Below are 13,944 nucleotides of genomic sequence, written 5' to 3' on the forward strand. Positions count from 1 at the left end.
AGTCATTGTAAACTACAATTAACATAACTATTTTTAAATATTCTGAAACTTTTATAGACGCCCGTTCTTTATCATGTTAGAATATAAAATATTGTTAATGAATTGGTTAAAGGAGTACTAACATGAGAAAGAATACATGGATTATTGGATTTACATTATTCGCAATGTTCTTTGGAGCAGGGAACTTAATTTTTCCTCCAAATGTAGGACTTGAAAGTGGTCAATTCTTCTGGCCATCCATTATCGCCTTTGCTTTGACAGGCATTGGCTTACCTTTAATGGCTGTAATTATCGGCGCAGTAGATAAACAGGGTTATATCGGCTCATTAAATAAGATTTCTCCTAAGTTTTCAGTTATCTTTTTAATGGTCGTTTATCTTACAATAGGGCCATTGTTCGCAATTCCGCGTACTGCGTCTACATCATTTGAAATGACAGTAACGCCAATCGCGCATACAAATAGTAGTTTAGCACTATTTATTTTCAGTTTAATCTATTTCTTAATCGTATTGTATTTGTGTATTAATCCTAATAAGATGGTAGATCGAGTGGGCTCATTACTCACGCCACTATTACTCATCACCATTCTTGCTATGATTATCAAAGGCTTTATTGATTTCGGTGGCAATGCACAAAGCACGGCCGTAACACCTTATACTTCAGCTTTAGGTGGCTTTTCTAAAGGCTTTACTGAAGGGTACTTAACGATGGATGCGATTGCAGCGATTGCATTCTCAATGATTGTAGTGAACGCAGTGAAGGCGACAGGTGTATCACATGCCGATAACATTTTTAAACAAACAGCCATGGCAGGGGTCATTGCAGCAATTGGTTTAATCATTATCTATATTTGTGTCGGCTCAATCGGTAACCATATGCATATTTCAGATAGTCAAATGCATCAGTTGAAAGCGAATGACCAGAATATCGGTACATATCTACTCACAACGATTGCGACAGTCGGTTTCGGCTCGTTCGGTAAATATTTGCTTGGTATTATCGTTGCACTTGCGTGTCTGACTACGGGTTGCGGACTGGTCGTATCTGTATCGGAATACTTCCATAGAATTCTTCCGAAGATTTCTTATAAATCTTACGTGATCCTATTTACAGTGATCAGCTTTATCTTAGCTAATATGGGTCTTAACTCTGTGATTAAAATGTCTGTGCCGGTACTCAGCGTGGTCTATCCAATCGCTATTACAGTAGTAATCTTAATACTACTTGCGCGTTTCATACCGACGAAACCTATTGTACAGCGCTTCACGATATTAATCGTAACGATTATCTCAATTCTTGGGGTGATTGACAGTCAAGGTTGGGTTAAAATACCATTTATGTCAAATCTACCATTAAAAGACTATTCACTTGAGTGGTTCCCAATTGCAGTGGTTGCAGTCATTATTGGCTACATTATTTCTACATTTGTAAAAAAACAAGAACCTATTCATTATGAAAAAGAATAGACGTTATGATAGCGATGCTAGGGTGAATCAGAACAGTCATCCTAGCATTTTTTGGATTTATACAGAAGCGTGGTGAAGCAGAGAGGGAGGATGGGGTGCACACATTGATACGGTTGTCTCAAAGTAAAAATGAAACAAACTATAGACAACTAACGTCTAGCCACATCTATATAAATACGAAAAGAGATGGAACCGCTATCGTTCCATCTCTTTTAATTGCTTTATTCAACTCACTGGCGTGGAGAGTTTTGTTTCATTGATAATAATTGTTGCTTTAAATCTTGTTCCAGTCCCACGAGTTCATGTTCTGCTTTTTGACGTTGAGCACGTCCTTCTTGTTGTATTTGTAAGGTTTGTTGAATTGTCTCAATAATATCGCTTTGTGTCGTCTTCAATGTTTCTAAGTCGACCACGCCACGTTCATTCTCACGTGCAGTATCAACAGCATTGTCTTTCAACATGGACGCATTGGTTTTTAATAAATCATTCGTCGTATCTGTAACTGCTTTCTGCGCAGACACAGCGTGACGTTGGCGCATCAAAGTGAGTGCAATAGACATTTGGTTCTTCCATAATGGAATGCTCGTTAAGATAGAGCTTTGAATTTTCTCCGCTAAAGCTTGATTAACGTTTTGTATCATACGAATTTGAGGTGCAGTTTGTAAGGCAATTTGGCGTGATAGTTGTAAGTCATAAATACGTTTGCTCAAACGTTCTTGAAACTGCTCCATATCGGCGATGGCTTGTACATCCATCTGATTATCTGTCTGTTCTGCATGCGCTCTTAATTCAGGCAACGTTTCACTTTCAATCTGTTGCTGTTTCTTCTGAGCAGCTGCAATATATAACGTTAAATCATCGAAATAGTGCTTATTCTGCTCATAAAGTTCATCGAGTAAATCGATATCTTGTTTCAAGTTACCTTTATGCTTATCTAATTCTATTGAAATACGATCTATTTGAGCACCCACTGATTGCATGCGAGAGAATACTTCATTGACTGATGCCTTAGCTCTTTTAAACAAACGTTTGAGCTTGGATTGATTCTCCACATTTAAATCATCAGGATTCACAGACTTTAACTTTTTCATCAACCCATTTAATGTTTCGCCTACAGGTCCCACATCTGCTGATTTAACCTCATTCAAGATACGATGTGAGAACTGGGACATTTGGTTCTGTGCTTCTGTACCATAATTCAACAACGATTCATGTTCCATCGGAGTAATTTGCTCTGCTAAACGATCGATTTGTTGTTGCTCTTCAGTAGTAAAATTATCTTGTTGTTTGTGCAAATGAGTTTCTGTCTGTGAGGTATCATTTAAATATTGATCTAAGGGGTGAGAATTCATGATATCTTTGTCTTTAGACATGTCATTCGCTCCATTTCTTCATACATTTTAGTTACGATAGCGCTTTTGCTCCATACGGTTAACTTCCATTTCGACATCTAAAGTTTGATAGTCATCTTCATTCAAGCGTCTCAAATCTGCTGTCAATGTACGCTTGACTTCATCTAGCGTAATACGTGTTTGCTCAAGCTTTTGCTTCTCTGTCGTCGTCTTCTTAGGTGAACGTGTGAGACGTGTATAAGCTTCGATAAGATTCAACGCATTATCGATATGCGAATAGAAGAAACTCTCTACGATAAAGAACTTCGACGGTTGTTGCTTTACAGTATAATAAATCGCTCGCGCAATGCGATAAATCTCGTTGACCTGTTTAAAATCTTTAATCGAACGTACATTCATAAACGTTCTCAAGATACGTCTAATCTTATCTTGCGCGTCGTTAAGTTGATGACGAACGAATCTATAATCTCTACGGGATAAACCGATTTCTTGAAGATACTTGCGTGAAGAAAGACGTTGAGTAGGGAAGTAAACGATTCCAAACGTCACAATTGAGATTAACACATCGATAATGACATAGATGTCTAATGCAAACAAACTGACAATCCAAGCGATGACAGCAACTGGAAATGCAAAGGCAGCTCCAATAATACGAGAAATGTTATATCTCAAGTTTCATCTTCCTTTATATTGTTTTAAATTTCTTTAAGCTTTCGTCAACTTCTAATACTTCAATATCGACATCTTCGACTTTAGAAGCAGGGGAAGCGCCTTGTGATACAGCTTCGACAAATTGATTTAGAGCTTCTGCGTCACCTTGCGCATATATTTCAACGTAGTCTTGTACGTTTTGTACTGTGCCGACTACTCCATACTTTTTAGCTAACTTTTGTGTATAGTAACGAAATCCAACACCTTGAACAGTACCATACACTTTCATATGCTTACGTTCCATTCATATCACCTCATATACTTATTATACGAAATTTTAAGGCGCAAAACTAATATTTGCGTTGCACGTTGAGTGTAACATCGGTCAAAAGTATGAGTCGTAAAACTTGATTTATAAACTCTGAAAATATTATAGTTACTTTGTTACATACGTAAAGTGCGCTATCGCTCATCTTCACTTTGATGAGATGAGTAGTGAAACTCTCTGAATATTTAGGTATCGTCTCATAAGGATGGTATTCAAATTACGTATAGCGACATAATCGAAAGGATGTAATAAGGGATGTGGACAGTTACAAAGATCAGAGCTGATTACGAAGGTTGGTGGCTTTTTAGTGACTGGACAGACTGTATTATTGAACGTTACAACTATGAAACTTACGCTGAGATGTTAAATGCTTATCGCAAAATGATTGCAAAGGCTAAAGCATACTATGATAACTACATTGTAGGAAAGTACAACATTCATGCCTTTTATAATAACTGTGAACTAGGGTTCTGTGAAGACTGTGATGAAGACCTACAAATATTTTATAGTTTCATTGTATTAAATAATAACGAAGTTTATTATAATCTACCAATTATTGAATAATTCCTTTTTTGATAATTGTATTGCATTTTAACATGCTTTAACGTATACTGGTAATCAAGCAATAAGTATTATTCCATATTGCAAAGAATATTGTATTTCAGTTTGACTGTGAAACCGTATTTTTTGTAATATGCGAATAACGCATATTGATTGAATTTTAGTCTTGGAGGTTTCACAGATATGAAACAAGGTACAGTTAAATGGTTTAACGCTGAAAAAGGTTTTGGTTTTATCGAAGTTGAAGGAGAAAACGACGTATTCGTACACTTCTCAGCTATTAACCAAGAAGGTTACAAATCATTAGAAGAAGGTCAATCAGTTGAATTTGAAGTAGTTGAAGGCGACCGCGGTCCTCAAGCTGCAAACGTTGTTAAACTATAATTATAGATTTTAATACCAATTGACACAAAAAAAGAGCCTTAATTAAGGCTCTTTTTTTGTGTCTTTATCTTTATTTCGTATCATTGATGATGAGTTGACGTAGAGATTGACGTTTGATCACTTCACGTGCTTTACCATCTTTCATAAAGAATACGGGTGGTTTCTGCATTTGATTATAGTTTGAAGCCATAGAATAATGATAAGCCCCTGTTGAAAGAATAGCTAAATAATCGCCACGTTGTACAGAAGAAGGGAGTTTTGCTTCACGTACGATAATATCGCCAGATTCACAAAGTTTACCAGCAATCGTCACTGTTTCATCCGCTTCTTCTTCACGATTGACTAATAGCGCTTCGTAATCAGCATCATATAACGCTGTGCGGATATGATCACTCATACCCCCGTCTACAGAAACATACTTATTTACACCTGGGATTTCTTTAATTGTTCCGACTTCGTATAAAGTCACGCCCGCTTCACCAACGATAGAGCGTCCTGGTTCAATACCAATTTCTGGCACAGGGTAATTCAATGATTCAGCTGTTTCTTTAATCGCACTCGTAATTTCTGCAATGCCTTCTTCGATAGGGAAGCTTGTGTCACCATCTACATACTTAATACCGAAGCCGCCACCTAAATTGAGTAAATCAACTTCAATATTATTATCTGTTAACCATTGAAGCACGAGTTTCGCAGTTTCGATCATTGCTTCAGTACCTTCGATTTGAGAACCGATATGGAAGTGAACCCCTTTGAGATTCAATTTCTCTTTGTCATTAATCGCTTCGACCGCTTCTTTAGCCAAACCATGCTTGATTGAAAGTCCAAATTTACTATCTTCTTGACCCGTTTGGATAAACTCGTGTGTATGTGCTTCAACGCCAGGATTTAAGCGTACGACCACATCTACTGGTTCACTCGCGTATTTATTGATCAAATCAATTTCTTCAAGTGCATCAATCACGATGTAACCCACATGATTTTCCAATGCATATTGAATTTCACGTTTCGTCTTATTATTCCCATGGAAGTGAATTCGTGTTGGGTCGAAACCTGCAGCGAGTGCTGTGTATAGTTCTCCTTCAGACACCACATCTAATTGTAAATCTTCTTCATCGACCAATTTGACCATTTGTAGGCAAGTAAAAGCTTTTGAAGCATAAGAAATATTATAGTTCAGACCACTTTTACGAAAAGCCTCATGATAACGACGCATTTGATTACGAATTTCGTCTTCATCATAAACAAAAGCAGGGGTACCAAAGCTCTGAGCGAGCGTCTTCAAGCTCGTACCACCCATCGTTAATTCGCCATACTCATTATATTTAACAGCCATAACTTATCGTATCTCCTTTATCAATGAATGATGATTGAGCGCACTGAGTTGTTCAGAATTCGCGCCCACACCTTTAAATGTAAATTCATCTACACGTATATCACCATTATATAATATAACCTCATCTTCTGCATGGACTGTCTCATCTACTTCTACAAACATATGGCTCATCATTAAAGCACGAATAGGGAAACGACGGCCGTGAATCAACACATCATGCGCTGCACGAGACTTAAGGACGCCATCGCCATAACCAATATCAACGACTGCTAAACGCGTATGAGGTTCAGTCACCTCGAAAGCAAAGCTATAGCCGCAATAATCGCCTTGATGTACATCTCGGATTTGAATCACATTCGCCTTGAGTGTCAGTGCTTGCGTGATTTCACTCTGATCAAGCGAGCTGTAAGGTCTTGAACCGTAGAGCGCGATGCCTATGCGCGCATGAGTATGGTGGGGGAGTAAGCCCTCTTCGCGATAGTAGCTTGCACTATTTTGCGCATGGATCAGGTTAAAATGATAGCCCTCTGAAAGCAGTGTATCGACAATCTTTAACCAAGCTTCTCGCTCTATTTGATATTCTGGCACATCGAATTCGTCGGCATAACCAAAGTGCGTCCATAACCCTTCAACAATCACGCGTTGATCTTCATCTTCTTGCTCGATCGCACTTAACACTTCATGAATCTCATCTAGTGTTCTAAAGCCAGAGCGATGTAGCAAGTTCTCAAATTCAATATGAATTTTAATACCTTGCAGTTGTTCTTTATGACGATAATAATAATCCAAAGAAGGTAACGTCATTTGAATGTCGTACTGACGTACCGTGTCGAACTCATAACTCGGATTCATAAGAAAGATTGTTGCTTCTGGCGCTAACTCACGTACACGAACTGCTTCCTTTAAAGAAGTCGTACTAAACGTATCTATACCAGCTTCTAGAAAGGATTCAACAGCGAATTCTAATCCATAGTGATATGCATTATTCTTCACAACAGCCATCACATTGTTATTACCTTTAACGCTTTGCGCATTATTTATAAAAGTTTGTCGATCTACTGACCAAATCGCTGTCATTCTGCTAGCACCTCTTCATAATTCATTAAGATTTGTTCATAATAGTCTGCCACACGAATCAGCATACTTTCATTAAAGTTCAAATGAGACGTATGCAAGCCTGTAACGTAACCTTTACTTTCATCTCGCGTACCTACAAAGACGAAATAACTTGGCGCCAGTTGGCTATAGAAACTGAAATCTTCACCAAAGAGGTACGGCGTTGGTTTATCAATAATACCTAAACCTGCTTCAGTTAAACCTTTATCTACAAACTTTCTAAGTTCAGGCGCATTGTAAGTAGGGGGATAACCTTCTTCAAATTTCACTTCACATTCAACATTGAAGAGAGCTTTCACGCTTTCGGCAATGCGCTCCATTTGATTTTTAACAATAGCTAGATCTTGTGTGTCATATGTACGAATTGTACCTTCTAAATAACCATGACTAGGCACTGTATTAATCGCTTCTCCCGCTTCAAAGTGTCCCATATGCACGATATTACGTTTCAAGCCGTTGAGATGAAATTGTTGAATTTGTCCTACTTGCGTCAACACGTGCTGTAACGCTTCACCACATGAACGCCCTTGCTCTTTGTCCGCTACGTGACTAGATAGGCCATTCAAGAAAAATCGATATTCTGTCGCACTAGCTGTGATTTCTTCATCGCGTAAAGCGACATGACCTTCATCGACGAAAGGCATAACATGAATACCGAAGATAGCTTCAATATCATAACTTTCAAATGCACCCGCTTTGATTAAACGATTTGCACCACCGCCTGTTTCTTCAGCAGGTTGGAAGATAAACACGACATTTTGTTGCAATCGACCTTCGTCACTCAGACGTTTACATCTTTGAACGAACAACATGAGCGCCGTTGTATGTCCATCATGACCACACGCGTGCATCACGTTGTCTTCTTGACTGCGATAGTCAACATCATTCTCTTCAAAGATAGGTAAAGCATCGATATCTGCGCGATAAGCAATTGTATGATTCCCGTTACCTTCTAAAAAAGCGATAGCACCCGTATCGAGAGGGCGCTCATAATGAATACCTAAATCTTCAAGAAACTTCACGATATACTCAGTCGTTTCATACTCATGTAAGCTCAGTTCTGGATGTGCATGTAAATGGCGACGATGGTGCGTAACAAATTCTAATTCACTCATAACAATCCTATCCTTTGTTTAAAATATGTATAAGGGATAACTGCGTCCTCACTCTACACAAGTTATAGTTAAATCATTGCTACAACCGTCTAAAGCTAGAAGTGTTCTAAAGTTATCCCTTAAAGTTGGTGTGATATGTCTCGGCAGAAGTGAACGAATATCTTCTAAGTATGTGTAAGCGTTTCTTAAAAAATAATCATTTTACATAACGATAAATTCACACAATCCTACCGAGTATCACTTAAATTATCTTTAATGCTATCATTATTGAATACTTAATCATCTAAATTTCTTAATGCTGAAACAATTTCCCGTTTAGAATCATCAACGTCTGATGTCTGTTTGATGACTTTCGCTGGCGTACCAGCTACTACTGCACCCGCTGGCACGTCTTGAGTAACAATTGCGCCTGCCGCAACGATTGCACCTTCGCCGACTGTGACACCTTCTAAGATGACTGCGTTCGCTCCGATAAGCACGTTGTCTTCGATGACAACAGGGGAAGCACTTGGAGGTTCAATGACACCTGCAAGGACTGCACCAGCACCTACGTGGACGTTCTTACCTGTCGTTGCACGACCACCTAATGCTGCGTTCATATCGATCATTGTACCTTCGCCAACGACGGCACCAATATTAATTGTAGCACCCATCATTACTACAGCGCCATCTTCAATAATAGCTTGTTCACGGATGAATGCGCCGGGCTCAATACGTGCGTTCGTATTCGTTAAATCTTTGAGAGGGATAGCTGAGTTGCGTCGATCCATCTCAATTTCTAATTCTTCAATAGCAGATGCATTTGCTTCGTAAAATTGTTTCCAATCTGCCGCTTCACAGAAGATGACTTTCGAATCATCTGAACCGAAGACTTTAAATTGTTCCGGGAAAGTGACATCACTAAAGTTCCCATTCGCATAAACTTTTAAAGGCGTTGATTTCTTCGCATCACTAATATATTGAATAATTTCTTCTGCTGATAAATGTTGTACCATCCATCTCTCTCCTTTGTTTATAAATTATCAAATGTATAGAAACCATTCTCTTTAGTTACTAACTTCGTCGCTGCATTTAATGCGCCATTCGCAAAAATATCTTTAGATTGAGCGCGATGAGTGAGTTCAATCGTTTCATCTTGACCTGCAAATAAGACATCATGTTGACCGACAATAGTGCCTCCACGAATCGCGTGAATTCCCACTTCATTCGGTTGGCGTTTCTCATCATTGTCATGTCGATTGTACACAGGCTCTAAATCCTGTCTCAACTCATCAATTACATCATATAGCTTAACGAGTGTTCCACTTGGCGCATCAACTTTCTTATTGTGATGCGCCTCAGTGAGTTCGATATCGAAGTCTTGAAGTAAAGGTACTGCTGTTTCTAATAATTTAGTCAACACATGTATACCGTAACTCATGTTGGCACTAAAGAAGACGGGCATCTGTTTACCAAGTGCTTGGAGCTTATCGATAATCTCATCCTTTTTACCAGTAGTGGCAACGACTAAAGGAAGATTGAAATCTTCATCTAGTAAAGGTAATAATAATTCAGGATTTGAAAAATCGATAGCCACATCTGCTTCTTTAGCTTCACTAATATGTTGGAAAGTCGGGTAGGGATACGACTTCGACGCATCCCTTACGATCGTACCGACAATCTCATGGCCATTCTCTTCTGCTAAGCGTGCCAGACGTTCGTTCATCGCACCGTAGCCAATTAAGAGAATCTTCATTATAAATCACCTGCTTTATAACTTTGATATGCATCTTCTAATCCTTTGCGCTCAGCTTCAGGAAGTGGCACGAGCGGTAAACGCAACTCATATTTACCGAATCCTTCAACAGCTGTTAAAGCTTTGATTGGAATAGGATTCACATCAATGCTCGTCGCATCTAGCAAGCGACCAATTGGTTGAAATGCTTCTTCAATATTTTCCCCATTTTGTTTAGCGTCGTATAAATTTTGGAAATCTCGTGGAATCACATTCGCAATAACTGAAATCACGCCATGACCACCACGGTTGTAGAATTCAACTACATTATCATCATTACCACTGAGTAAAGCGAAATGATCTGTATCGACACGTTGTTTCACTTCTTCAAAGTAATCGAAATCATTTGTCGCATCTTTCAATGCTACGATGTATTCATTTTTACTCAACGTTTCAATCGTTTCTGGCTCAATCGTCATATTCGTACGTGAAGGCACGTTATAAAGTACCACTGGAATTTGAGCTTCATTCGCAATCGTCGTAAAGTGCTCAACTAAGCCACGTTGATTCGTTTTATTGTAGTAAGGTGTAATCAACATTACGCCATCTGCACCTAACTCTTTCGCACGTTTCGATGCTGCTACTGATTTCGCTGTATTGTTGGTACCTGTACCTGCAATAACTGGAACCTCGCCGTTCACGAGTCCTACAACTGTTTCTAATATTTGCTCTTTCTCTTCATCCGTTAGGGTAGGGCTTTCTGCAGTAGTTCCGTTAACGACAATCGCTTTCGCGTTATTCTCTAGTAAGTATGTCACGTGCTCACGTAATGCACCATAGTCTACTTCGTTATTGGTAAAAGGGGTTGTTAAAGCAACACCCACGCCTTCAAAGATATGTGTCATGATATATAACTCCTTTCAAGTTGTTAATATTGTTGCAATTCGGTTATTTCTTTAGTTGCATGACTTGTTCTAAGATTTGAACTGCATTGAGCGCAGCGCCTTTCAATAGGTTGTCAGATGTACACCATACATGGAACGTATTGTCTAAAGTATCATCGCGACGAATTCGTCCAACGAAGATCTCATCTTTACCTGTAGAATGAATCGCTAGAGGATATTCATTTTGTTCTGGATTGTCGATGAGTACGACACGGTCATCTTCATCAAATAGTTGTTGAATGCTTTCGACTGATGCTGTGTCCTTTAACGTCACACTCATGTGAACACTGTGGCTATCTTGTACTGGAACACGCACACATGTCGCTGTCACTTTTAAAGTCTCATCATTCAAGATTTTACGTGTTTCATCGATCATCTTCTGTTCTTCTTTCGTATAGCCATCCTCCAAGAACACATCGATATGTGGTAAGACGTTGTTATAGATTGGGTGAGGGTAGGCTTCTGGAGCTTTACCATTCGCACCTTCAGTTAAATCTCTTTTACCTTTAACGCCTGAACCTGAAACAGCTTGATAAGTCGTGTAAGCCACACGTTCAAGTCCGAAACGTTCTTGCAAGAGTCTTAACGGCACGACAGATTGAATCGTTGAACAGTTTGGGTTAGCGATAATCCCTCTAGTAAAATGTGGTTGGTTCACTTCAGGAACGACTAAGTCCACATCTTCTGTCATACGCCATTGACTTGAATTGTCGATAACGATCGCGCCTGCTTCTTCGAAAAGGGGAGCGAAATGCTCACTCGTACCTCCGCCAGCACTCATAAGAACATAATCGAAATGTTCTTGCGCTCGTGCTTCAGTGAGCTCTTGAACGGTATACGTTTGTCCTTGGAAATCGATTTCCTGACCTGCTGAACGAGCAGAGGAGAACAATACGAGTTCATCAAATGGAATGGCTTTGCGATCTAACGTTTCTAACATCTTTGTTCCCACTAGTCCTGTGGCACCAACTACAGCTAATCTTGTCATCTATATACACTCCTCTGGATTGATTTAAATATCAAATGCTTCGTAGAGGACGGAAACAGCTTTATCACCATTCTCCTCATCAATCACACTTGAAATACTAATTTCTGACGTTGTTGTTTGGTAAAATGGAATGTCGTTCTCGATTAAGGTAATAAACGCGCGAGATGCCACGCCCGACATGTCACGCATGCCTGAACCGATGAGCGAAATCTTAACGTAAGAATCATTAATCTTGTAATCTAACGCTTTAAACTCATTCGATAAATGTTCGAGAATTCCATTAATTTGTCCTAAGTCAGTATCTTTAATAGTGAATGACATTTGAAGTCCTTCGATATTAATAATTTGTGAAATCATATCGACGTTGACTGACCCTGCTTCTAGTTGATCAAAGAGGGCGGTCAACAGACGATTATCGGGTAGGGGATGACTAATCGTTACATGCATCATGTTGCGATCTAATGCAACCCCGGTTACTGCTTTTTTCTCTAACAACTCTGTTCTAGACATGATCCAAGTTCCTTTCACATTTGATAGGGTTCTGCCAAGATAAATTGGAATATTGTAATTTTTGGCAATTTCAACACTTCTCGATTCTAACACACCCGCGCCTAATGCACTCATCTCCATCATTTCTTCAAAGGAGACATATTCAAGTCGTTTCGCGTCTTTATAGATACGCGGGTCCGTCGCATAAACGCCATCTACATCGGTATATATTTCACAAGGAATCTGGTTACTCGCTGCTAATGCTACGGCGGTCGTATCTGAACCCCCGCGACCTAGCGTAGTAATTTCATGATGTTCGTTAATTCCTTGGAAGCCAGCAACGACGAGTACATCATTGGTTTCAAATGCGTGATCAAACGTCTGTGGATTGATTTCCGCAATTTTACTTTTAAGATGATGTCCAACAGTCTTGATACCTGCTTGATAGCCCGTCATCGCTTTAGCATTTACGCCGATATCATTCAGTACCATTGAAAGGTATGATACTGTTTGCTGTTCACCCGTTGTGAGTAGTAGGGCCAGTTCTTGCTCCTTAGGCTTTGTAGTAAGCGTTGAGACATTGTTCATTAACTCATCCGTTGTCTTGCCCATTGCGCTGACTACCACGATGAGTTGTTCTCCTGCCTCTACTCGACTTTTCAGCATGTCAGCAATATTTCTAATTTTGTGAAAATCACTGACAGAAGAACCCCCAAATTTTAAAACACTTCGTTTCAATTTCAATATCCTCCTCAATTAGGGGAGAATCACAGTAATAAAAAAAGAACAAGTTCGGAATGCGAGCTTGTCCTCAATCTATCTACAAGTGATGCACTCCATTATCTAACAATAATGACAGACTCTTTGCTATTAACAAGAAAGTCCAATGATCTCCCTCTGCTAAGAGAAATCACTTCGGCATCGCACCCTTTCAATGTTAGCTACTAGCAGGTAGGGAATAGTGTTCCTTTTCAGATAATTATTAGCAAAAAAGAAATCAAGGCCGTCTAACATTTACTGATGATTGATGCTCCTCATCTTTGAATTATTAGCTTTTCAATATGTTTTTTATTATACATAGATGCGTATAGCCTGTAAACCTCAAATTTAACTTTTAATCAAAAAAATCTGAAAAATAATGTACGATAAATATGCAATTGCTACATAAGTGTAAAAATAAAAGATGTGCGAGTGAGAAAATTAGGGAAATTAAAAAGAATTATGATTGAAAGGAGTGGTATGTTGGTCAATTATAGATGAAATGATGTAAGTTGAGTGATGGTTAATTAAATCGTTAACGATGAAACGTTGGATAATCCTAGCATAGTTTTAAAATCAATAGAAGAGTTGGAATAGATAATATGAGTATAGAGGAATTGATATGAACCATCATATAAAAGTAACATTTATAAACACTGGAAGTCCGATTATATACAATGAACATTATATTAGAAAATAATTGATAAGTTAATTTTCAATGTCGACTCGAGACGCTTGATG

Annotated in this window: 14 protein-coding genes and 1 riboswitch; of the genes, 3 read left to right on the top strand and 11 right to left on the bottom strand. The window is 38.9% G+C overall.

Annotation, left to right across the window (positions count from 1 at the left end; translation table 11 throughout):
- The first annotated feature begins 122 nt into the window (after nucleotides 1-122).
- Entirely contained in the window at nucleotides 123-1,466 is a 1,344-nt protein-coding gene (brnQ, locus tag HMPREF2802_RS01470) for a branched-chain amino acid-like transporter carrier protein BrnQ3 (RefSeq protein ID WP_070502528.1), read from the top strand.
- Between the two features lie 230 nt (nucleotides 1,467-1,696).
- Here the strand turns inward: brnQ and HMPREF2802_RS01475 are convergent, their stop codons facing one another.
- Genes HMPREF2802_RS01475 through HMPREF2802_RS01485 form a run of 3 tightly spaced genes read right to left on the bottom strand, consistent with a single transcriptional unit; the run spans nucleotide 1,697 to nucleotide 3,773 of the window.
- Nucleotides 1,697-2,839: a toxic anion resistance protein gene (locus HMPREF2802_RS01475; protein WP_070502529.1), complete on the bottom strand. Its 1,143-nt coding sequence runs from the start codon at nucleotides 2,837-2,839 to the stop codon at nucleotides 1,697-1,699.
- Nucleotides 2,840-2,866: 27 nt separating this feature from the next.
- Entirely contained in the window at nucleotides 2,867-3,490 is a 624-nt protein-coding gene (locus HMPREF2802_RS01480; protein ID WP_002471694.1) for a 5-bromo-4-chloroindolyl phosphate hydrolysis family protein, read from the bottom strand.
- Nucleotides 3,491-3,503: 13 nt separating this feature from the next.
- Nucleotides 3,504-3,773 carry an acylphosphatase gene (locus HMPREF2802_RS01485; protein ID WP_070502530.1) on the bottom strand — a complete coding sequence of 90 codons (270 nt, stop codon included), beginning with the start codon at nucleotides 3,771-3,773 and terminating at the stop codon, nucleotides 3,504-3,506.
- Nucleotides 3,774-4,052: 279 nt separating this feature from the next.
- Between HMPREF2802_RS01485 and msaA the strand changes: the two genes are divergently transcribed.
- Nucleotides 4,053-4,361, top strand: a complete 309-nt coding sequence (gene msaA, locus HMPREF2802_RS01490; protein WP_049406108.1) for a regulatory protein MsaA — start codon at nucleotides 4,053-4,055, stop codon at nucleotides 4,359-4,361.
- 180 nt (nucleotides 4,362-4,541) lie between these two features.
- On the top strand, nucleotides 4,542-4,742 hold the full coding sequence (cspA, locus tag HMPREF2802_RS01495) for a cold shock protein CspA (RefSeq protein WP_001831260.1): 201 nt from the start codon (nucleotides 4,542-4,544) through the stop codon (nucleotides 4,740-4,742).
- A gap of 70 nt (nucleotides 4,743-4,812) precedes the next feature.
- Here cspA and lysA read toward each other — a convergent pair whose 3' ends face one another.
- The 8 genes from lysA to HMPREF2802_RS01535 all read right to left on the bottom strand — a co-directional run bounded on the left by lysA (nucleotide 4,813) and on the right by HMPREF2802_RS01535 (nucleotide 13,182).
- A complete protein-coding gene (gene lysA / locus HMPREF2802_RS01500) occupies nucleotides 4,813-6,078 on the bottom strand; it encodes a diaminopimelate decarboxylase (protein WP_070502531.1) in 1,266 nt (421 codons plus the stop codon).
- 3 nt (nucleotides 6,079-6,081) lie between these two features.
- Nucleotides 6,082-7,155, bottom strand: a complete 1,074-nt coding sequence (locus HMPREF2802_RS01505; RefSeq protein ID WP_070502532.1) for an alanine racemase — start codon at nucleotides 7,153-7,155, stop codon at nucleotides 6,082-6,084.
- On the bottom strand, nucleotides 7,152-8,309 hold the full coding sequence (locus HMPREF2802_RS01510; RefSeq protein WP_070502533.1) for a M20 metallopeptidase family protein: 1,158 nt from the start codon (nucleotides 8,307-8,309) through the stop codon (nucleotides 7,152-7,154). The genes HMPREF2802_RS01505 and HMPREF2802_RS01510 overlap by 4 nt, the downstream gene beginning before the upstream one ends.
- Before the next feature lie 275 nt (nucleotides 8,310-8,584).
- On the bottom strand, nucleotides 8,585-9,304 hold the full coding sequence (gene dapD / locus HMPREF2802_RS01515; RefSeq protein ID WP_070502534.1) for a 2,3,4,5-tetrahydropyridine-2,6-dicarboxylate N-acetyltransferase: 720 nt from the start codon (nucleotides 9,302-9,304) through the stop codon (nucleotides 8,585-8,587).
- A gap of 17 nt (nucleotides 9,305-9,321) precedes the next feature.
- Nucleotides 9,322-10,044, bottom strand: coding sequence for a 4-hydroxy-tetrahydrodipicolinate reductase (gene dapB / locus HMPREF2802_RS01520; protein WP_070502535.1), 723 nt, complete (start codon nucleotides 10,042-10,044; stop codon nucleotides 9,322-9,324).
- Complete coding sequence (gene dapA, locus HMPREF2802_RS01525; protein ID WP_070502536.1) at nucleotides 10,044-10,928, bottom strand: 4-hydroxy-tetrahydrodipicolinate synthase; 885 nt, start codon at nucleotides 10,926-10,928, stop codon at nucleotides 10,044-10,046. The genes dapB and dapA overlap by 1 nt, the downstream gene beginning before the upstream one ends.
- A 43-nt stretch (nucleotides 10,929-10,971) precedes the next feature.
- On the bottom strand, nucleotides 10,972-11,955 hold the full coding sequence (locus tag HMPREF2802_RS01530) for an aspartate-semialdehyde dehydrogenase (protein ID WP_002472068.1): 984 nt from the start codon (nucleotides 11,953-11,955) through the stop codon (nucleotides 10,972-10,974).
- A gap of 24 nt (nucleotides 11,956-11,979) precedes the next feature.
- Nucleotides 11,980-13,182: an aspartate kinase gene (locus HMPREF2802_RS01535; protein WP_070502537.1), complete on the bottom strand. Its 1,203-nt coding sequence runs from the start codon at nucleotides 13,180-13,182 to the stop codon at nucleotides 11,980-11,982.
- A gap of 83 nt (nucleotides 13,183-13,265) precedes the next feature.
- A riboswitch (Lysine riboswitch) is annotated at nucleotides 13,266-13,490 on the bottom strand.
- Nucleotides 13,491-13,944: the final 454 nt, after the last annotated feature.

The organism is Staphylococcus sp. HMSC071G07, from assembly GCF_001811435.1.
Lineage (GTDB): Bacteria > Bacillota > Bacilli > Staphylococcales > Staphylococcaceae > Staphylococcus > Staphylococcus pettenkoferi.